Raw genomic sequence first — 20,357 nt, 5'->3', positions numbered from 1 at the left:
GATACCGCAATCGCGGGAGCCAGGCCTCAGCGCTGCTGGCGATAGGGCTCTTCAAACTGCAGAAAGTCCTGCTCGGCCAGCGCGGCCTGAATCCATTCCTGGGTGGCTGGCAACTGGGTGACGCGCTGCACATAGGCGCGCACGGGGGCCGAGGTCGGCAGGCCGTAGCTGTTGATGCGCATGCACACCGGCGCAAAAAACGCATCGGCAATGCTGAACTGGTCGAACAGCATGGGGCCGCTGGCAGCGCTCAGCAGCGGGGTCCAGAGCTCTTCGAGTTGCTGGACATCGCTGCGCAGATCGGCATGCTCGGCCCAGAGCCGGGCGCCGGTTTCCTGCAACTGGGCTTCGATATTCATGGGGCAGAAGCTGCGCAGCGCGCCGAAGCCGCTGTGCATCTGCGCCACCAGGCTGCGCGCGCGGGCGCGCTGGGCCACGGTTTGCGGCCACAGATGCTTGTCGGGAAAACGCTCGGCCAGGTATTCGCAGATGGCCAGGCTGTCCCAGATGATCAGTCCCTCGTCGACCAGCAGCGGCACCTTGCCGGTCGGTGCGAGTGCCAGCGCCTGCAGCTTGAAGCTGGAGTCGGGCGCAAAGCTGTCAAAGCGCAGTGTGAGCTCTTCGAAGCTGATGCCGCTTTGGCGCATCAGCACCCAGGGGCGCATGGACCAGGACGAGTAATTCTTGTTGCCGATATAGAGCTTCATGGCGGACTCCTGTGTGGTTTGTCGAGCAGCTTATCAAGCTTGGGCCTGACGGTCTGTGTGTTTTGATTCCACAGTCATGTCTCGGCGGCGCGGCGGATGATGTAATTGCAGCACTATGGCAAATACTTCGACTTCTTCTGCAAGCCCGGCCGCTCAGGTGGCCGGGGCCGGTCACCACAAGGGCGCGCTGGTGCTGTTCTCGGGCGGCCAGGACTCGACCACCTGCCTGGCCCAGGCCCTGGCCATGTTCGAGCGCGTGGAGACGCTGGGCTTTGACTACGGCCAGCGCCACAGCGTGGAGATGCAGGTGCGCGCCGGCGTGCGCGAGCAGCTGGCTGAGCGCTTTCCCCTGTGGGCGCCGCGTCTGGGCGAGGACCATGTGCTGTCGCTCGACGTGCTCAAGCAGATCGGCGGCTCGTCCCTGACCGAGGATGTGGCTTTTGCCATGCAGGCCGACGGCCTGCCCAACACCTTTGTGCCGGGCCGCAATCTGCTGTTTCTGACGCTGGCCGGCGCGCTGGCCTATCGCCGCGGGCTGACGGTGATCGTCACCGGCGTCTGCGAGACCGATTACTCGGGCTACCCCGATTGCCGCGACGACACCATGAAGGCCCAGCAACTGGCGCTGAACCTGGGCCTGGAGCGCCGGCTGCGCATCGATACGCCGCTGATGTGGCTGGACAAGGCCCAGACCTGGCAACTGGCCCAGGACCTGGGCGGCAGCGAACTGGTGGAGCTGATCCGCACCGAGACCCATACCTGCTATCAGGGCACGCGCGATGCGCTGCACGAGTGGGGCTATGGCTGTGGCAGCTGCCCGGCCTGCGAGCTGCGTGCATCGGGCTGGCACAACTGGCGTGCCAGCCAGTCGGCTTGAAATTGATAGCTTCTTGCGATTGATGAAAAAGGACTTCAAGGCATTTTTGCTTTGAAGTCCTTTTGATAAATGCGGTAGATGCTACTTAATGAGGAGCATCTGCGCTATGGATCCGACTCAGGCGCTGGGCCGCGTGGCGATCTGCCCGGCCTGAATCTGCGCCGTCATCTGGCTGAGCCAGGCCTGGCTCTCGGGGCGCTCGAACAGAAAGTCCCAGATGGCATCGTGCTGGCGCGGCGTCAGGCCGAGCGCGCCATGGCGGCGCATATGTGCTTGCAGCCGCAGCACCTCGGGGTGCGTGAGCGGCAGCTGCATCACGGTCAGTGGCGGGCGCTGGCGGTAGCGGCGCTGGGGAATGTTCTTGCGGGGACGACTCATGGCAAAGCGATTCAAAGGTTAGACGGGCCAGACTACGCCGTTGTCGTTGAGGATGGCGTCCAGCGGCTGGTCATGGGCCTCGGGCTGGAAGTCATCGACATAGCCATTGGTATAGCCCAGACCCACGGTGAAGGGGCGCGGGCTCAGCTCGGCCAGCGTGCGGTCATAGAAACCGCCGCCATAGCCGAGACGGTAGCCGCCGGCCGCATAGCCTACGCAGGGGACAAACAGCAGCGTGGGCACCAGCAGTTCGGTATCCTTGGGCTTGGGAATGCCATAGGCGTCCTCCTCCATCGGGCAACCGGGGTACCAGGCGTGAAAACTCAGCGTCTTGCGCTGTTTGTCTATCACCGGCAGCCCGATCCTGCGCCTTTGTGGAGTACCCTGTAGCTCGCCATCTTCCTTCCAGCGATGCAGGGCTGGCAGCGGATCGAATTCACCCTTGATGGGCCAGTAGGCACCAATCACGGTATCGGGCCGCTCCATCAGCCAAAAGCGCATCACCTGCTGCAGCGCATCGGCGCGTTGCAGGCGATCTGGAAGGTTGAGGCGCAGTTCAATCAACTTGCGGCGTAACGCTGCTTTGTCCATCGGATAATTTCCTCCATGCACTGGCTGAAGATTTTGACACCGCTTTGTGCGGCTTCCCTGTTGACTGTAGCTGCTCCGTTTGCGCAGGCACAAAACTCGGGCGACGCCGTGTTGCTGGATATGCAAAAAGCATTCCGCAGTCGCAATCAGACGGCGCTGACCCAGCTCCTGCCTCAGGCTGCCGGTCACCCCCTCGAACCTTGGGCCGCTTACTGGGAACTCAAGAACCGTCTGGAAACCGCCTCGCCCGATGAAATCCAGGGCTTTCTGAACCGCTATGCCGGCACCTATCAGGAAGACCGCTTGCGCAACGACTGGCTGCTGCTGCTGGGCAAGCAGCGCGACTGGAACACCTTCGGCCAGGTCTATCCCAGGTTCCGCATGCGCGACGACAAGTCCGTCACCTGCTACGCCCTGCTCGCCGATGCCTTGCAAGGCCGGGGCGCGCCCAATGTGGGCCAGCAGGTGCGCGATCTGTGGATGGCGCAAAAAGATGCCGATGACGGCTGCACCACGGCCGCCGGCCAGCTGTATGCGAACAAACTGATCACCGACGCCGATGTCTGGCGCCGTGCCCGTGTGGCCACCGAAAACAATCGCCAGAAGGCGGCCCGTGATGCGGTGGCCATCGTCGCCCCCGAGGCCGCCGACCAGGTGGCACAGGTGTTTGCCTCGCCCGCCAAATACCTGGCAGGCCAGAGCAAGGCGCGCGGCCGCGAGCGCAAGGAACTGGCCCTGCTGGCCCTGATCCGCATGGCGGCCAGCGACCCCGATGCGGCCGCCACCCAGATCGAGGGCGGCTGGGGCGCTCAGCTCAACGGCGAGGAGCGCAACTGGGCCTGGGCCGTGGCCGGCAAGCAGGCCGCCTTCAAGCTCTCGCCCGACGCCAATAGCTACTTCGGCAAGGTGCGCCGCAACGAAGACCTGAGCGACGACCTGCTGGGCTGGAAGGCCCGCGCCGCCTTGCGCGCCGGCGACTGGAAGGCCGTGCGCCGCGCCATCGACGCCATGGGGCCGGAGCGCACCGACCCGACCTGGGCCTACTGGAAGGCCAAGGCCATGCTGGCGGGGCGCCCCAATGCCGAGGAAAAGGCCGAAGCCCGCCAGTTGCTGGAGGACACGGCCGGCAGCAGCAGCTTCTACGAGCAGCTGGCGCTGGAGGAAATCGGCCAGCGCATTACCGTGCCGCCCGCGCCCGCACCGTTGACGGCGCAGGAAAAGGCGGCGGCGCGCAGCAACCCCGGCCTGAGCCGCAGCCTGTATGCGATTGGCATGGGGCTGCGCAGCGAAGGCGTGCGCGAGTGGAACTATTCCACCAATCTGCACCAGCCGGGAGGCATGGAAGATCGCGAACTGTATGCGGCCGCCGATCTGGCCTGCGAGCGCCAGGTCTGGGATCGCTGCATCAACACCAGCGAGCGCACCAAGACCTTTGCCGACTGGAAGCAGCGCTTTCCCATGCCCTATCACGACACGGTGCTGGCCAAGTCGCGCAATATCGGGCTGGACCCGGCCTATGTCTACGGCCTGATCCGTCAGGAGAGCCGCTTCATCATGGATGCACGCTCGGGCGTGGGCGCTTCGGGGCTGATGCAGGTGATGCCGGCCACGGCGCGCTGGACGGCCAGAAAGATCGGCATGACGGGCTTCACGCCCGACATGATCAACGACCGTGACACCAATATCACCATCGGCACCTCCTATCTCAAGCTGGCGCTGGACGACTTCGAAGGCTCGATGGCGCTGGCTGCCGCGGGTTACAACGCCGGCCCGGGCCGCCCGCGCAACTGGCGCAACGGCCCCACGCTGGATGCCGCCATCTGGGCCGAAAACGTGCCTTTCAGCGAGACCCGCGACTATGTGAAGAAGGTGCTCTCCAACACCACCAACTATGCGGCGCTGATCACCGGCCAGCCTCAGTCGCTCAAAAGCCGTCTGGGCACCATAGGCCCGCGTCCGGCCAATGATCCCGAAACCATGAAGGACTTGCCATAAGCGGCTGTTTCGATGAGCTGATTGCTCATTAAATGATAGTAAAAAGCGCTCTGCCCGAAAGGTGTGGAGCGCTTTTTTATTGAACACTTCAAGGGCTCAAACCAAGGGCTCAAACCAAGGGCTCAAACCAAGGGCTCAAACAAGACCCGCGCCGAGGCGCGCGTGAAATAGCATGCAAAGCCACTTGTAGGTGAATAACCTACAAACAGATGGCGAATGAGACTGGTTTGCGTTTACAAAAGTACATAATTGCAACCGTCAGAGCCCATAACGTCACATACAACCTCGGCTTTGTCTCCCTTTAGCTGCCAGCCAGCTGTCCAGAAGGCCCACCGGGCCGCCGCTTCCTACCCGTATCTGTGAACGACCTGCCCGAGGCAGGTCGAGGAGTCATCATGTCCAACGCAGCTCTCAGCCGTGCCCGCCACATTCGCTGGCAACCCCGTTTACTGGCCCTGGCCGCTGCCGCCGCATGCGCCGGCAATGCTTTTGCACAAGCCAGGGAGTCCACCATGGAGGAGGTGGTGGTCTCGGCCTCCGGCTTCGAGCAGGAGCTGAAGAATGCCCCGGCCTCCATCTCCGTCGTGACGCGCCAGGAACTTGAGACCAAGAACTTCCGCGATCTGGCCGAAGCCCTGCAGGGCGTGGAAGGCATCGATGTGATGGGCGGCACCGGCAAGACCGGCGGTCTCGACATCAGCATCCGTGGCATGCCCAGCGACTACACGCTGATCCTGATCGACGGGCGCCGCCAGAACGTGGCGGGCGACGTCACGCCCAACGGCTTCGGCGCCGCACTGACCAGCTTCATGCCGCCCATGTCGGCCATCGAGCGTATCGAGGTCATTCGCGGCCCCATGTCCACGCTCTATGGCTCGGACGCCATGGGCGGCGTGATCAACATCATCACGCGCAAGGTCAGCAAGGAGTGGGGCGGCGAAGTCAGCGTGGGCGCCGGCATTCCGCAAGACAGCGAATGGGGCAACCAGTACAAGAGCAGCTTCTACATCAACGGCCCCATCAAGCAGGATCTGCTGGGCCTGGCCGTGCGCGGCAGCACCTTCAACCGCGATGCCGCCGACTGGGTGCTGGCGCCCGGTGCGGCCCAGCCCGCCGGTGCACGCAACCCCGCGCCTGCGCAAAGCCGCCAGCACAATCTGGGTGCCCGTCTGACGCTGACGCCCAATCGCTATCACGATCTCTGGCTGGATGTGGACCAGGGCCGCACCTGGTACAACAACGAAGATGGCCGCCTAGGCAATCGTGATGCTATTGCACCTCCAGATAGGAATGGCAATCCCGCTCCCCCCGGCTATCGAGATGCGCTGCGCTTCAACCGCGATCAGGTCAGCATCGGCCATACCGGCCGCCTGGGCTTCGGCACGCTGGAAAGCAGCCTGATGCATACCGAAACCGAGACCATAGGTCGCACCATCCCCGGCGCGGCCGTTCCATCGGGTGATCCGCGTGCAGGTACAGACCGCGAACTCAAGACCACCAATCTGGTACTGGACAGCAAGCTGGTGGCACCCATGGGCGATGCCCATATGCTGACCGTGGGCGGCCAGTTCTGGGATGCCAAGCTCAAGGACGGGCTGCTGTCGCAAAGCCACAAGCAGACCATGTGGGCGCTGTTCGTGGAAGACGAATGGCGTCTGCGCCAGGGCCTGACCGCCACGCTGGGCGGCCGCTATGACCACCATGATGCCTTTGGCGGCCAGTTCAGCCCGCGTGCCTATCTGGTCTGGGATGCAACGACGAACTGGACCTTCAAGGGCGGCGTGAGCCAGGGCTTCAAGGCGCCGCGCCTGAATCAGCTGATCGACGGTGTCAGCGGCGTGACCGGCCAGGGCAAGACCATCAGCATCGGCAACCCCAACCTCAAGCCCGAGACCAGCACCAATGTGGAGCTGTCGGCCCTGTATGACAACAAGGCGGGCTGGACCAGCGCGGCCACCTTCTTCCATAACGATGTCAAGGACAAGATCGCCTCGGGCGGCTCCTGCGCCACGGCGGCCATCTCCAGCTGCGCCTACAACCCCACGGCCGATTACTCCATCAATGTGGACAAGGCCAAGACCTGGGGTCTGGAGCTGAGCAGCCGCGCCCAGCTGGCCAAGGACTGGGCCGTCAAGGCCGGCTACACCTGGACCAATAGCGAGGTGATCGAGAGCGGCGTCAAGAACGGCCAGCTCGCCAACACCGCCAAGCACATTGCCAATGTGCAGCTGGACTGGACGCCGAGCAGCCAGTGGCGCCTGTGGGCGCGCGGCGAGTACCGCGGTAAGAGCCCGCGCTTCAGCGGCTCCTACGACAATCTGAGCAAGGCCAACAGGGACGTGTATGACGCCGTGGGCGATATCAAGGGCTATGCGCTGTTCCATCTGGGCGGCAGCTATCAGGTCAACAAGAGCCTGAGCATCAACGCCAGCATCTTCAATCTGTTCGACAAGGACTTCCGCAAGTATCAGCAGGTGAGCGTCAACGGCACGCCGACCTGGGTGAACAGCTATTTCCAGGGCGGCCAGAGTGTGTCCGGCGTGACGCAGGCCGGTCGTACCTTCTGGATCACGGCGAACATGAAGTTCTGAGGCTGAGCGCTTTACAAGCGGCATGAGCTTCTGAATCAGGAGCTGTCAGCGCAGTTCAATCATAGGTTTCAAACTGTTTTATGTCTGAAACCATGGACGAAAAAGCGCAGGCAGCTCCTGTTTTCATATTGCTGATTATTGTTTACACTTCTTTACAAATACCGGTTCTGCGCATGGCAGGCCAGCACTGAGTGAGGAGAAGTCGCAATGTCAGCAGCAAAAGGCCGCGTGCTCATCGCCACGCTGGGACTGGTCTGGGCCTGTGCCCTGGTGGCACAGCCCGTCTACAAATGGGTGGATGCGCAAGGGCAGACGCATTACGGCTCGCAGCTGCCGCCGCAGCAGGCGGATGCATCGCAGGTCAAGGTCTCGCCCAACGGCAGCTCCGGTGCGGGCGCGGGGCGCTTTGGCGAAGGACCGGAGACACGCAATCCCGACGGCACCAGGAAGCTGCCCAAGGGCGCTCAGGAAATGGCCGACGGCCTGGCCCAGGGCCTGAGAAAGGTCGACGGCAAGGAGGTGGCGCTGAACTGCGCGCTGGCGGTGGACAACATCCGCAGCCAGATCGAGACCATGCTGGAAAACGGCCAGAAAAACCTCAGGGGCGGCTATATCACCCAGGCCCAGTACGACAGCTCGGCGGGCAACTTCGTGAAGCTGCGCTCGCAGGCCACGGTCAGCGACTGCAAGGCCGCCACGGGCCGCTCGCGCGATATGTACCAGTGCATGACCAGCATGCACAACCACCTGGTCGGCTGCGCCGAAAAGCACAGACCTTGAGCAGCTCGGCCGCTTTCAGAACACGTTCTCAGGTCTCGGCCCACATGCGCAGCAGGTTGTGATAGTGGCCGGTCAGGCTGACGGTTTCCTCGGTTTCACCGAATTTTTCGCGCAGGCCCGTGATGGCCTGATCCATCTCGAACAGCATGGCGCGGCGTGCATCGTCACGCACCATGCTCTGGGCCCAGAAGAAGGAGCAGACCCGCTCGCCGCGTGTCACTGGCTCGACCCGGTGCAGGCTGGTGGAGGGGTAGAGGATGAGATCGCCCGCAGGCAGCTTGACCTCGTGCGTGCCGTAGGTGTCAACCACGACCAGCTCGCCGCCCTCGTAGTCCTTGGGCTCGCAGAGAAACAGCGTGCAGGACACATCGGTGCGCAGCCACTGCTCGGAGCCCGCGACGCGGCGAGCCGCGCCGTCCACATGCAGGCCGTAGGTTTCGCTGTCGCTGTAGCGGTTGAACAGCGGTGGCATGGTGCGCGCGGGCAGGGCGGCGCTGAAGAACAGCGGGCTGGCAGCCAGCGCCTGCAAGATGATGCGGCCCTGCTCCTGGGCCACGGGCGAATGCTCGGGCAGTTGCCGGTTGCGCTTGACCTGGGCGCCCTGGCTGCCCACGGTGGCGCGGCCGTCGACCCAGTCGGCGGCAGCTATGGCGGCACGCATGCTGGCGACCTGCTCGCGGCTCAGGACCTGGGGGATATGCAGCATCATGGTGAAATTTCTTTGAAATGGAGAAGCCCCGCTTGGGCGAGGCTGCAGGTCGGAAAGTGGATCGCTGTCGCTGAAGACGGCGCGACCCAGGTAAGAGACAGCGAGCAAGCGCCGCCGCGCAGCAAGGGCTGCCCCAGCGAGGCTGTCGTCCCCCTCCGGCGCTCGGCGCCAGAGAGGGGGAAGGCGCGGAGCGCCTCAGGGGGAGAACTTCCAATCAGAACTTGAAGTTTGCCGTCAGACGGGCCGAGCGTGCAATGCCGGGGAAGTAGCGGTAGCCGCTCTTGTTGATGGCCGCCACATAGTCCTTGTCGAACAGATTGAAGACATTGAGCTGGATGTCCAGATTCTTGTTCACGCGGTAGCTGGCCATGGCATCGAACACCCAGTAGGCGTCCGTGTGGTTGGGCGTGCCCACGGCACCGTCCGTGCCGCGCTTGAGGCCGCCCGCATAGCGCGCGCCGCCGCCAATCGTCAGGCCGAAGGGCAGCTGGTAGGTGCTCCACAGGCTGAAGGCATTCTTGGGCGTATAGGTCAGGCCGTTGCTGGCGTCGGCTGCCACCAGGGCGCCGGTGTCGACCTTGGTGTTCTGCACGGTGTAGCCCGCGCTCACGCCCCAGGCCTTGTTGATCTGGCCGATCACGCCCAGCTCCAGGCCCTGCACGATCTTCTTGCCGGTCTGGCCCACGGTGCCGTCGGAGTTGGTGACGATCTCGTTGGTCACCTCGGTACGGAACAGCGCGCCGCTGAGCATCAGGTTCTTTTCCATCAGCTCCCATTTGCTGCCCAGCTCCAGCGTCTTGGCCTTCTGCGGGTCCATATTCGGGTTGGCGGCATTGTTCACGGCGGCCGACAGCGCAAAGTTGCTGCCGCCCGGGGGCTGTTGCGAGAGAGCGTAGTTCATGTACACGCTGCCATTGGGCGCGGGCTTGTAGAGCAGGCCGGCCTTCCAGCTCAGCAAGGTGCCGGATTTGCTCAGGCCGTCCGAGGTGGTGGGCACCACGGTGCCAGCAGGGTTGCTGCCGCAGGGCTGGGTGGCCGAGGTGGCCGTGCAGACCGCCATGGCGTTGTACGAGGTCTTGTAGCGGTCCAGGCGCAGGCCCAGATTGGCTTGCCACTGGTCGTTGAACTTCAGCGTGTCGAAGGCATACAGCGCCACGGTGTCGGTCTTGCCCTTGCTGTCGGCGCCGTTGCGTACATAGGCAGGCAGCGTGACGCTGGCGTCGGGGTTGTATACGCTGACCCGGCTGGGTACCGAGCCCGAGGTGGCCAGGCCGTAATTGGTCTGTTCCTCGCGTGTCAGCTCCAGGCCCAGGCTCAGATCATGCTGCACGCTGCCGGTGGCAAGGCTGGTGCTCAGATTGGTCTGGTTGGTCAGGATGCGGTTGACCTGATCCTTGGTGTTGATGAGCCGCGTCATCGACCATGTGGATGGATCGGCGGGGTTGGGAGTCTGCAGCGGATTGCTGCCAAGCACGCCGCCTGCAGAATAGCCCTGTCCCATGATGGCCGAGAGCAGATAGTCCTGCTTGGTCTCGCCCCAGCGCGTGGTGTTGCGCAGCTTGGTGGTGGATGTGAAGTCATGCTCCACCTTCAGCGTCGCCATATTGGCCGTCACATCGTCGTGATCGGAGGCCGTGCCGTAGAAGTTCTTGCTGTTGACGCGCGCTGCAGAATCCAGAAAGGCGCGGCGGCCTGCATAGCCTGCAGCGTCGGGCGAGGTGTAGCCGGGCAGGCCGATGGTGGCGACGCCGCCGTCGGGCACATTGCTTTGCTTGATGTGCAACAGGTTCACGAACACGCGGGTGGGCGAGTTCAGACCGAAGGCGAACGAGGGTGCAATGCCCCAGCGGTTGTTCTCGATGCCGTTGCGGCCCGCCACATTGGCGTCCTGCGCCATGGCGTTCAGGCGCACGGCCGTGCCGGTCTCGGCATTGATGACGCGATTCAGGTCGATGCTGGCACGCTTGTAGCTGGCCGAGCCCAGGCCCAGGGAGCCGCCGAAGCTGTTGTTCAGATTGGCCTGCTTGCTCACCAGATTGATGGCACCCGTGGGGGCGCTGCGGCCATAGTCCGTGCCGGCCGGGCCCTTGGTGACTTCGACCTGGTCGATGTTGAACATATCGCGCGAGATCGAGCCTATGTCGCGTACGCCGTCCACATAGATGCTGCTGGAGCTGTCAAAGCCGCGCATATAGACGGCGTCGCCCGTGCTGGTGTTGCCGTTCTCGCCCGCGTAGAAGGTGCCGGCGCCGGGCACATTGCGCAGCGCCTCGGTCAGCGTGGTGGCGCCTTGCTCCTGCAGCAACTGCTCCTTGATGACGTTGACGGTCTGCGTGGTGTTGACCAGCGGCTGTGTGAACTTGGGCGAGGACAGCTGGCCGGGCGTGTAGCCGGTGTCGGCATTGCCCTCCACCTTGACTTCCTTGAGTGCGGTTTCTGCAGTCTGGGCCATTGCTGGCATTGCCAGGGTGGCGCCGGCCAGCACGGTGGCGCAGGCGACCAGACCGGCGGAGGAAGGCAAGCGGCCCGCGGAATGCTTGCGGCTTTGGATATAGATGTTGGATTGAGCCATGTTGAAAGGACTGGAAGTGAAGACAGTTGGCTGGCTGGTACGGGCTGTCTGCACTTGTGATGCGAGCGCGGACGAGGGTGGCGTCCGGGCGAAGTCCTGGCTGGCTAAAGCGTACTCGGGTACGAATGCAGCGGATGATAATGATTCTTAATATAACTTTGCGAAAGTTTACGGAGAATCATGTCTGGCGTTGTTGCACAGCAACATGGTCGGGATAGGCGGGCACTCGCTTCACTTCGGATATGAGAGCGGCTACCGCCTTTTCTATCTATATCTCAAGGTGCCAGGCCATTGAAATCATCTGGCAGCATGCGCTGGCTGCTTCTTTTTTGAGAGTCTTTACGGTCGCGTAGCCTGGGCGCTGTCCCTGGCCTGCAGCAGCAAATCATGCAACAAGGCCTGCTGGGCCGCAGGAAAGTCGCTGAGCAGCTCGGTGGCTATCTGCTCGCGCCGGCTTCTGAGCTGGTCGAACAACTGCTGTCCCCGGGCGCTGAGCTGCAGGCAGCGTACGCGCTTGTCGGCTTCGCTGGCAGAGCGCTCCAGCCAGCCCTTGTCCTGCAACTGGGCCAGGGTGCGAGCCATCTGGGCCTTGTCGGTGTGGCTGTGCTCGACCAGTTCCTTTTGCGTGATGCCGGGGTGGCGACCGGTGTGCATGAGGATGCGGAATTCGTTGAAGGTCAGCCCCGGTTGCACCGCTTCAAGCGACTCAAGCAGGCGCGCGCGAAACAGATGCAGCAGATCGTGCAGCACTTCGAACACATCGGCAGCGATGGATGAACTCATGGTGGGAAAGGTTGTTCGTTGACTTAGTCAACTTATTAATGGATATTTCGTGGACTTTATCAACTTAATGAAAATCATGTCCAACACCGAGACAGTGTCCATCATGCAGCGTGTACGCCACGAATTCCGCTCACGCCATGTACAGCTGCTGGCGCGCGAGCAGCTCAGCCCCGGCTTTATCCGCCTGACCGTAGGCGGTCCCGAACTGGCAGGCTTTGTCAGCGCGGGCTTTGACGACCACACCAAGCTCATCCTGCCTCAGGCCGGGATGGACAGGCCCAATCTGCCGCAGATGGTCGACGGTCGCCCCCATATAGCCGGCGAGCGCCCCACCATGCGCGACTACACGCCGCTGAACTACGACGCGGCCCGCCACACGCTGCAGCTGGAGTTCGCCGAGCATGGCTCGGGCCCGGCCGTGGAATGGGCGCGCGCAGCACCCATCGGCCAATGGCTGGGCCTGGCCGGCCCGCGCGGCAGCCTGGTCGTGCCCGCCGATCTGGACTGGCATGTGCTGCTGGGCGATGAAAGCGCCATGCCCGCCATGGAGCGCCGCCTGGCGGAACTGCCGGCCGGCAGCCGCGCCATCGTGCGGGTGCAGATCGGCAATCAGGTCGATCAACGCCACTGGTGCAGCGCTGCAGCGCTGGACCTGCAGTGGGTGAGTTCGCTGGCCGATGCGGTGGATGCGCTGGAACTGCCCGAAGGCGAGGGCTTTGTCTGGGCCGCAGGCGAGAATCGCGCCATGGCCGATCTGCGCAAGCGCATTCTGGCCAAGCCCGGTGCCAATCCCAAGCGCATGCGGATTGCGTCCTACTGGAAGCAGGGCGAGGCCGCTCACCACGAGGAACTGAGCGCGAATGACTGAAGAGACAGGTCCGCCTTCACGACTCACTGCAATACCGCGTCGCAAGCTGCACAAGCGCTACACACCCCTGGTGTTTGCCTTCTACATGGCGCTGATCATGGCCTTCTTCATGTGCTGCATCATCGTGGCTGCCAACGGCGGCCTGGGGGCAGGCTATGGATGGCGAGTGCTCAAGGCCTATGCGCTGGCCATGCCTTCGGCCTTTGCTTGCGTGGTGTTGGTGCGTCCGCTGGTCATGCGGCTGGTTGCAGCCACCGTGCAGCACTGAGCGTTCCTCACTGATTGAGCAGGACGGGGGCGCCGGTTGCATCGCGCCGCAGCTCGGCCGCGCCGCTGGCAAGCAGACTCTCGATCAGGCTTTCCAGCCATTGCTGTGCGGTCTGTGCGCCAAAGTATCTCTGGTGCAGGATGCCGAAATAAGGAGTGGCATGAACCCAGTCCTGCAGATCCTGCACTCTGATGCTTTGCCACTCCAGCAGCTTGTATTTGAGCAGTACCTTGGCGGCATAGCTGGCATGGCGTTCCGGAGCCTGGACAAAGCCTGCCAGCCGCTTTCGGGCAATGCCCAGAGCCGCCTGAACATCGCCAAACAAGCCGCCGTGTCCGGGAATGACGAGGCGGGGCTCCAGGCGCTCGATGACGTCCAGTGTCGCGGCGACCTCGTCGAAGGCGGCAATGCCTTCGATCTCGGGGAAGACCACGCCAAAGCCGTTTTCCCATAGCGCATCGGCAGAGATCAGGATGCGGCTGTCAGGCTCGAACAGAATCACAGAATGCGGATCATGGCCGGGAGCTGCATGGATCTGCCAGTCGCGGCCCGACAGGCCTACCGTGCTGCCTGGCTGCAGCAAGCCCGTGATGGCAAAGCGCGGGCATTCCTGGCCCGTGGGGGCGTAGCTGAGGGCGGCTTCGTCCCAGTTGCGCACCTGCTCGGCCTGACCTGGTGCGATAAAGGTCTGCACCTGTGGATAAGCCTGCTGTAGTGCAGCATTGCCTCCGCAATGGTCGCTGTGCAGATGGGTGTTGAGAATGCGCGCCAGCGGCTGACCTTCCAGTGTGCTGTCGATCAGTGCCAGTGTTTGTGCGGAGTGCGTGACATAGCCGGTGTCGATGACGGCAGCACCTTCGGCATCGTCGGCCTGCGCGGCAAAGACGATATTGTTGGCTGACAGCCAGCCGCGCTCCAGCACGGTCATGCCGGGCGGCAGTGGGACATGCATTGCCGGGGATGCATTCATCGGACTGGTCTCCTGTGCGGTGCTTTGTTTGCACAAGCCTAGCAGACCGCTCATCACGCAGCTGTCGCGCGGGCGAGCTGCTCAGTGCTGCTCAGTGCGATTCGGCCGAAGGCAGGATGTTGCGGCGAATCACCACAGGCTTGCCGCCAAAGCGCTGCTTGGACAGCCAGTGCGCCAGGGCCGAATCGAGATGCGTGGCGTGGCCGGGAAACCAGTCCACCAGGGCCTTGGTCAGATCGCGGCAAAGGGCTATATTGCCTTCGGCGAGCTTGACGCGGACCTCTGCCACCGACTTGAGCACGGCCGCATGTTCGTCGATATGGCAGTCGCGTGGCGGGAAGCCGGTGCTCAGCATCCACTGGTCCTCTTCGGCAAAGTGGTGCTGCAGATGGGTCTGCATGGCTTGCAGCAGACTGGGCAGCTCGCTGTCTTCGGCGGTTTGCAGCAGGGCAATCAGCTCGACGAATTCCTCGTGCAGCTCGTCCATGGGCCCGTGGCCCATGAGCAGATGGTCTCCCCAGACCAGGGTGGCGGTGTGGCTCATGGCAATGGCTTCTTGTGAATGCTTCGGAGTGTGCGCAGCTTGTCTCTGAAGACCATTATGCAAGCCGTATCGGTGGGCAGGCATCCTCCAAAAGAGGGGGCGGTCTGCCGTGCGGGCAAAGAAAAAGCCTCTTGAACCGAAATTCAAGAGGCTTTGTCTGGTGCGCGATACATGGATCGAACATGTGACCCCTGCCGTGTGAAGGCAGTGCTCTACCGCTGAGCTAATCGCGCTTTAACTGGTGGGTGATACATGGATCGAACATGTGACCCCTGCCGTGTGAAGGCAGTGCTCTACCGCTGAGCTAATCACCCGAAGACCGCAATTCTAGCAGCAACTTTGGAAGTCTTCGGGAAAACTCGTAAATTTTCTGAAAAAACTCAGTTCGAGCGCAGCTCGCGCCGCAGGATCTTGCCCACATTGGTCTTGGGCAGTTCGTCGCGGAACTCGATATAGCGTGGCCGTTTGTAGCCGGTCAACTGCTCCTGGCAGTAGCGCATGACCCGGTCTTCCGTCAGCGAGAGGTCGCTGCGCACCACATAGACCTTGATCGATTCGCCCTGCTGATCGTCCTTGACGCCCACGGCTGCGCATTCGAGCACGCCGGGGCACATGGAGATGACGTTCTCCAGCTCGTTTGGATAGACGTTGAAGCCGCTGACCACCATCATGTCCTTCTTGCGGTCGATGATGCGGGTGTATCCCTCGTCGTCCAGCACACCGATATCGCCGGTGCGCATATAGCCGTCGGCCGTGAAGGCCTTGGCGGTCTCTGCAGGCTGGTTGTAGTAGCTGTGCATGACGTTGGGGCCCTTGATACAGAGCTCTCCCGCCTGGCCGTTCGGCAGGTCGTGGCCTTCATCGTCCTTGATGGCGATCGAGATGCCGGGCAGAGGCAGGCCTATGGTGCCGGTGAACTCCTTGTTGGTCACGGGATTGTTCGTGCCTATGGCACAGGTCTCGCTCATGCCCCAGCCTTCAATCATGGCGCAGCCCGTGGTCTGCTGCCACTGACGCGCCGTGCCTTCGGATGCCGCCATGCCGCCGGCCTGGGAGATGAACAACTGCGAGAAATCGAGCTGGCGGAACTCCGGGTTGTTGAGCAGCGCATTGAACAAGGTGTTCACGGCTGGCAGCACATGGAAGGGCCGCTTCTTGAGCACCTTGACGAATTTCGGGATATCGCGCGGATTGGGGATCAGGCTCAGGCTGCCGCCCAGTCGCATGGCGAACAGGCTCACGGTGAGCGCGAAGATGTGATAGAGCGGCAAGGCCGCCACGATATGGGTCTCATTGGCCTTGACCCTGCCTTCCAGCGCAGGGGTGAACCAGGTATGGGCCTGCAGCGTGGCGGCGACGATATTGCGATGGGTCAGTACCGCCCCCTTGGATAGGCCTGTGGTGCCGCCCGTGTATTGCAGAAAGGCAATCGAGTCCAGCGTGGCCGTGCTGGGGATGAGCTTGCGTCCTGTGCCCTCGGTCAGAGCCTTGCTGAACTGGGTGACCTGGCGCTGCTGGCTGCCGGTGCCTGAATCCGAGCCAAGAGGTAGATCAAAGGCCGGCACCATCTTGGCCAGGTGGCGCACGGCAAAGGTGATCCAGCTGCCGTACAGGCCGCCGAGCAGATCGCCCATGCTGGTCAGGCAGATATGGCGGATATGGCTGCGCTCCAGCACCTGAGCCAGGGTGTGGGCAAAGTTCTCCAGAATGATGATCGCCGTGGCACCCGAGTCCTTGAGCTGATGCTCGAGCTCGCGCGCGGTGTAGAGCGGGTTGACGTTGACGCAGGTAAAGCCTGCACGCAGCACGCCGGCCATGCTGACGGCGAACTGCGGCACATTGGGCAGCATGATGGCCACGCGCGCCCCTGGTTCCAGACCCAGACTCTGCAGCCAGGCCCCCATCTGTGCGGATAGCCTGTCCAGCTCGGCATAGCTCATCCAGCGGTCCATGCAGACCGAAAACGGCCGCTCTGCATGCTGGCTGAAGGCCTCTTCGAGCAGGTGCACCAGCGAGCGGTACTGCTCGGGCTGCACATCGTGCGGCACATTGGGCGGATAGTTCTTGAACCAGGGAGCGGCAGCGTCCATAGAAGAGGTACCTTGCAGAAGCCGCTCGTCGTCCAGGGAAGAGGGCGGCGGGTTGAACAAAGAAGGCCAGCGTGCAAAACCTGCGCTGCGGCTGATTCTGCGGATGCGGTCTGTCAGGGTCTACGGGGGCTTGTCCTAGGCGTTGAGCGGCATGCTTGCTACGCTAGCGCTTGGAGGTGCAGGCTTTGAATACCTGGTTCTGGCGCTGTGTGGTGATGGGAAGCTGGCTGGCGCTGTTGCTCTGGTGCAGCTATTGGTGGCCGCGCTCAGTGGCTGTGGCACTGCTGGGCGCGGGGCTGATTGCGAGCGGAGCCGGGCTGCAGCTCGGCACGCAGATGCTGATGATGCGTGCGGTGCTGCGCGGTCGTGGATTGCAGCTGCCGCCTGCCATGGTCGCGTTGCGGGCCTGGTTTGCCGAGTGGCGCTGGGCCTGGCGGCTGTTCGGCTGGCAGATTCCTTTTGGCGAGCATGCAGAGCCCGATGGAGTGCCTGTGGATCGCGAGGGCAAGCAGGTGCAAGGGCAGGTGGGCGTGGTACTGGTGCATGGCTATTTCTGCAACCGTGGCGTGTGGACCGTCTGGCTGCGCAGGCTCAAGGCACGCGGCATTCCCTGCATGGCCGTGACGCTGGAGCCGGCTCATGGCAGTCCAGTCGATGCCATGGTGGACGATCTCGACAGATGCGTGAAAGCCATGGTCCAGCAAACCGGCCGTGCCCCGCTTCTGGTTGCGCACAGCATGGGCGGTCTGGTGGTGCGGGCCTGGCTCAAGCGGCTCGATGCCGATGAGCGTGCGCGCCATGCGGCCCATGTGGTCACCGTGGCCACGCCGCATGGCGGGGCCTGGCTGGCGCGGTTTGCGCAGCGCCTGCCGGCCGTGGAGATGCGCGAAGGCAGCGACTGGCTGCAGCGGCTGGGGCCGCCGCCCCAGGATGTGTCATTCAGCTGCTGGTGCAGCAGCAGCGACAACATCGTCTTCCCCCCCGACCTTGCGATCTTGCCGAATGCGCAGTGTCATCAGGTCGACGATGCAGCGCATATGCAGTTGCTGTTCGATCCTCGGGTCTGGCAGCACTGCCTGCAGCTGCAGGCGCAACTGCAGGCGCGACCTCAGGAGCGGTATCAGGCAGCCGAGGTGGGCGCTTCCGCAGCCGACGCCGGGGCACGGGCCTGCGGGTCCTGAATCAGGTGGATGTCGGTGGCGGAAACCAGGGCGATCTTCTGCTCGGCGCAGCGCTGCAGCAGGCCGAACAGCAGGTCGCTGCGCGTGCTGTAGACATTGCGCGAACTGGAGACATGGCCGAAGCTGGTGATGTTGACCACGCTGCCATTGATGGAGTCCACATACATTGAAGGGGCCGGGGTGCTCAGCACGGCCTCATGCTCGGCATAAAGGCCCAGCAGCACCTCGCGCAGCTTGACGATATCGGTGTTCAGCGGCACCGAGAACGCGATCGAGATGCGGCCCAGCGCGCCATCCATGGTCAGGTTCTGCACGGACTTGGTGATGAACTCCGAGTTGGGCACGATGACGGTGGATTTGTCATCGGTCTGGATCTCGGTGGCGCGCACGCTGATGCGGCGGATGTCGCCGACCTGATCGCCGATGCGCACGCGGTCGCCCAGCTTCACGGGGCGCTCGGCCAGCAGAATCAGGCCCGAGACGAAGTTCTGCGTGATGGCCTGCAGACCGAAGCCGATGCCGACGGACAAGGCGCTGGCCAGCAGAGCCACTTTTTCAAAGCCTATGCCCAGGGCCGCCAGCGTCCACAGTCCGGACAGCAAAATGCCCATATAGCGGGCCACGGTGCTGATGGAGTTGCGTGCGCCTATATCCAGCTCGGTCTTGGGCAGAAAGGTCTCCACCAGCCAGTGCTGCAAGGCACCAAACAGTGTCAGCCCCGCAACCAGCACCAGCAGGCCGCGCAAGATCGTCATGGGGCGCAGGAAGGAGTCGCCAACGGGCAGACCGTTGGTCAGCGTATCGGCCAGCACGATCAGGCTGCTGGAGTTGCCAAAGGGCGCGATCAGCGCCATCAGCCCCAGCAACAGCAGACAGACACGCGTGAAAGCCGACAACAGCACGCCGACCTGCTCCAGGCGCGAGGGCTTGAGCCCCGTGCCGGCAGCGAAGCCCTGGCCGATACGGCTCTCGCTGGAGCACAGCCAGGTAAAGACGTCGTCGGCAAACTTCATCAGCAGCGAGGTGGCCAGAACCACCACGGTGATCCAGACCATTTGTGTGGCTGCGAATACCGAGAAGTTCAGATAACCGATCAGCGCTGCGATGAGTGCGGCCAGCACCGTCAGATGCCCGCCCAGCCAGGCCAGCATCAGCCAGCGACTGGTTGCCGCAGGCCGGTAATCGTCACCATGATGAGCGGCCTTCTCGCGCTCGGCCAGTTGCTGGCGCTTGCGTTGCTTGTTGATGACCATCAGCACCGACATGATGAGCAAGGCATAGACGAGCGCAATCAGTCCGTCCAGGGCCACGCTGCTGACGGCACTGGTGCGTGCGGCAATGTCCACCGCGTTGAGCATCATGGAGAACCAGGTCAGACCGGCGGCTCCCCAGGCAAAGCGTGTGAGCGCAGGGGCGGCGATGTCGTCGATGTTGAGCAGCCGCCAGGTCGGACGCTTGGGCACCAGCAGGCAGGCGCTGACGGAGAGGAAGAAGGCGGCGACAAATGAGGATTGAATCCAGGCATCGGCCACGGTCTGCAGGCGCGGTGCAATCGCGTCTATGGAGCGCAGGCTCTCGATGAATACCAGGCTGGCCAGGCCGGGCAGGGCCGTGCCCACTACCAGCATCCAGACAGCCAGACCCGTGCGGCGCAGCCGTCCGTTGGGCGCGCGTTCGGAGGACGCAAATTTTCGGCCCGCATAGCGCAGGCCGATGCGCAGCGGAAACATCACAAACAGCGCCAGGGCGATGCCGTTCAGCGTGGCCGACCAGCCATGTTCGGCAATGGCTGCCGCAAAGCTGGCCTGGCCCTGGCGTGTCAGGGCCGCAATGCGCTGCAGGTCGGTCGGCAAATGTTCGGCAAACTGCTTCCACAGCGAGGGCGACAGCGGCGATGCCACCTTGCGGGCGATCTGTGCGTTGAACTGCTGGGTGCGGATTTTCTCGATGCTGTCCGTGGTCTGTTTGGCCTCCATGGACAACAGCTTGCCGCGCTTGAGCGCGGAGTCCAGCTCGCTGTGCTGCTGCGCCAGATCCTTGCGCTGCAGGCTCAGTTCGGGGGATTCCTCGCTGCCTTCGGCCACCGGACCCAACTGGGCAATGCGAGCGTCGATTTGCTTGAGCAGCGGCTCCAGCGCCGTGACGGCATTGTCGGCATCGCGTTTGGACTGCAGGGCTTTTTCGGACAGTGCCTGCAGCGTTTCGGAGGTGTCGGCGTCATCGAGCGACTGGCGTACCTTGTCCAGGGTGTTCGATGCCTGTTGAATCTGGGCGATGGACGTGGTCTGGATATCGCCATTGGCAGGCAGCTCGGCCGCGACGGCCAGACCTATGCAAAGTTGGAGCGCTAAAAGCCAGCGCAGCAGTTGGTTGCAGCGGTAATGCATTGTGAAGAAGTGAGTGGGCGGCAGTTTGCCTCTGGCGCTCACTATAGGTGCAATGCTGCGGTCAGG

The 20,357-nt window shown here is 63.1% G+C and carries 17 protein-coding genes and 2 tRNA genes; 7 read left to right on the top strand and 12 right to left on the bottom strand.

All coding sequences use genetic code 11. The annotated features are described in order from the left end of the window. Positions 1-26: 26 nt before the first annotated feature. Entirely contained in the window at positions 27-707 is a 681-nt protein-coding gene (locus tag JAO85_RS06395; protein ID WP_003050937.1) for a glutathione S-transferase family protein, read from the bottom strand. 115 nt (positions 708-822) lie between these two features. Here JAO85_RS06395 and queC point away from each other — a divergent pair, with 115 nt between their 5' ends. Then, positions 823-1,584 (top strand): 7-cyano-7-deazaguanine synthase QueC, encoded by a 762-nt coding sequence (queC, locus tag JAO85_RS06390; protein ID WP_003067983.1) that lies wholly within the window; start codon positions 823-825, stop codon positions 1,582-1,584. 117 nt (positions 1,585-1,701) lie between these two features. Here the strand turns inward: queC and JAO85_RS06385 are convergent, their stop codons facing one another. Continuing rightward, positions 1,702-1,962: a hypothetical protein gene (locus JAO85_RS06385; protein ID WP_012839944.1), complete on the bottom strand. Its 261-nt coding sequence runs from the start codon at positions 1,960-1,962 to the stop codon at positions 1,702-1,704. Positions 1,963-1,980: 18 nt separating this feature from the next. Beyond that, positions 1,981-2,553 carry a 5-formyltetrahydrofolate cyclo-ligase gene (locus tag JAO85_RS06380; protein ID WP_003067985.1) on the bottom strand — a complete coding sequence of 191 codons (573 nt, stop codon included), beginning with the start codon at positions 2,551-2,553 and terminating at the stop codon, positions 1,981-1,983. Positions 2,554-2,568: 15 nt separating this feature from the next. Between JAO85_RS06380 and JAO85_RS06375 the strand changes: the two genes are divergently transcribed. The 3 genes from JAO85_RS06375 to JAO85_RS06365 all read left to right on the top strand — a co-directional run bounded on the left by JAO85_RS06375 (position 2,569) and on the right by JAO85_RS06365 (position 7,919). After that, positions 2,569-4,548 carry a lytic transglycosylase domain-containing protein gene (locus tag JAO85_RS06375; protein WP_202787723.1) on the top strand — a complete coding sequence of 660 codons (1,980 nt, stop codon included), beginning with the start codon at positions 2,569-2,571 and terminating at the stop codon, positions 4,546-4,548. Between the two features lie 395 nt (positions 4,549-4,943). Beyond that, a complete protein-coding gene (locus JAO85_RS06370; RefSeq protein ID WP_202787722.1) occupies positions 4,944-7,139 on the top strand; it encodes a TonB-dependent receptor domain-containing protein in 2,196 nt (731 codons plus the stop codon). A gap of 207 nt (positions 7,140-7,346) precedes the next feature. Continuing rightward, positions 7,347-7,919 (top strand): DUF4124 domain-containing protein, encoded by a 573-nt coding sequence (locus JAO85_RS06365; RefSeq protein ID WP_202787721.1) that lies wholly within the window; start codon positions 7,347-7,349, stop codon positions 7,917-7,919. Between the two features lie 28 nt (positions 7,920-7,947). On the opposite strand, the gene JAO85_RS06360 is transcribed toward JAO85_RS06365, so the two are convergent. The 3 genes from JAO85_RS06360 to JAO85_RS06350 form a co-directional block, all read right to left on the bottom strand. Continuing rightward, on the bottom strand, positions 7,948-8,628 hold the full coding sequence (locus JAO85_RS06360; protein WP_202787720.1) for a Fe2+-dependent dioxygenase: 681 nt from the start codon (positions 8,626-8,628) through the stop codon (positions 7,948-7,950). 214 nt (positions 8,629-8,842) lie between these two features. Continuing rightward, positions 8,843-11,200 carry a catecholate siderophore receptor Fiu gene (locus JAO85_RS06355; protein WP_202787719.1) on the bottom strand — a complete coding sequence of 786 codons (2,358 nt, stop codon included), beginning with the start codon at positions 11,198-11,200 and terminating at the stop codon, positions 8,843-8,845. A 339-nt stretch (positions 11,201-11,539) separates the two neighbouring features. After that, a complete protein-coding gene (locus JAO85_RS06350; protein ID WP_202787718.1) occupies positions 11,540-11,983 on the bottom strand; it encodes a MarR family winged helix-turn-helix transcriptional regulator in 444 nt (147 codons plus the stop codon). Positions 11,984-12,050: 67 nt separating this feature from the next. Between JAO85_RS06350 and JAO85_RS06345 the strand changes: the two genes are divergently transcribed. Both JAO85_RS06345 and JAO85_RS06340 read left to right on the top strand, forming a co-directional pair. Continuing rightward, positions 12,051-12,851: a siderophore-interacting protein gene (locus JAO85_RS06345; protein WP_202787717.1), complete on the top strand. Its 801-nt coding sequence runs from the start codon at positions 12,051-12,053 to the stop codon at positions 12,849-12,851. Then, positions 12,844-13,119, top strand: coding sequence for a DUF2798 domain-containing protein (locus JAO85_RS06340; RefSeq protein WP_202787716.1), 276 nt, complete (start codon positions 12,844-12,846; stop codon positions 13,117-13,119). Before JAO85_RS06345 ends, JAO85_RS06340 begins: the two co-directional genes overlap by 8 nt. Positions 13,120-13,126: 7 nt before the next feature. On the opposite strand, the gene JAO85_RS06335 is transcribed toward JAO85_RS06340, so the two are convergent. From JAO85_RS06335 to JAO85_RS06315, 5 genes are all read right to left on the bottom strand, one after another. Next, positions 13,127-14,089: an MBL fold metallo-hydrolase gene (locus tag JAO85_RS06335; protein ID WP_202787715.1), complete on the bottom strand. Its 963-nt coding sequence runs from the start codon at positions 14,087-14,089 to the stop codon at positions 13,127-13,129. A 91-nt stretch (positions 14,090-14,180) separates the two neighbouring features. Next, positions 14,181-14,633, bottom strand: a complete 453-nt coding sequence (locus tag JAO85_RS06330; RefSeq protein WP_054073818.1) for a bacteriohemerythrin — start codon at positions 14,631-14,633, stop codon at positions 14,181-14,183. 158 nt (positions 14,634-14,791) lie between these two features. After that, a tRNA-Val gene (locus JAO85_RS06325) sits at positions 14,792-14,866 on the bottom strand. Between the two features lie 6 nt (positions 14,867-14,872). After that, positions 14,873-14,947, bottom strand: a tRNA-Val gene (locus tag JAO85_RS06320). Positions 14,948-15,013: 66 nt separating this feature from the next. Then, a complete protein-coding gene (locus tag JAO85_RS06315; RefSeq protein WP_202787714.1) occupies positions 15,014-16,723 on the bottom strand; it encodes an AMP-binding protein in 1,710 nt (569 codons plus the stop codon). A gap of 185 nt (positions 16,724-16,908) precedes the next feature. Here JAO85_RS06315 and JAO85_RS06310 point away from each other — a divergent pair, with 185 nt between their 5' ends. Continuing rightward, positions 16,909-17,904 carry a triacylglycerol lipase gene (locus JAO85_RS06310; protein ID WP_202787713.1) on the top strand — a complete coding sequence of 332 codons (996 nt, stop codon included), beginning with the start codon at positions 16,909-16,911 and terminating at the stop codon, positions 17,902-17,904. On the opposite strand, the gene JAO85_RS06305 is transcribed toward JAO85_RS06310, so the two are convergent. Next, the gene (locus JAO85_RS06305; RefSeq protein ID WP_012839932.1) at positions 17,844-20,291 is read right to left on the bottom strand and encodes a DUF3772 domain-containing protein; all 2,448 of its coding nucleotides are present in this window, start codon (positions 20,289-20,291) and stop codon (positions 17,844-17,846) included. The genes JAO85_RS06310 and JAO85_RS06305 overlap by 61 nt on opposite strands. Positions 20,292-20,357: the final 66 nt, after the last annotated feature.

The sequence above is a fragment of the Comamonas sp. NyZ500 genome, assembly GCF_016772095.1.
Classification (GTDB): domain Bacteria; phylum Pseudomonadota; class Gammaproteobacteria; order Burkholderiales; family Burkholderiaceae_C; genus Comamonas; species Comamonas thiooxydans.
This window is presented reverse-complemented; position numbering and strand designations above follow the sequence as displayed.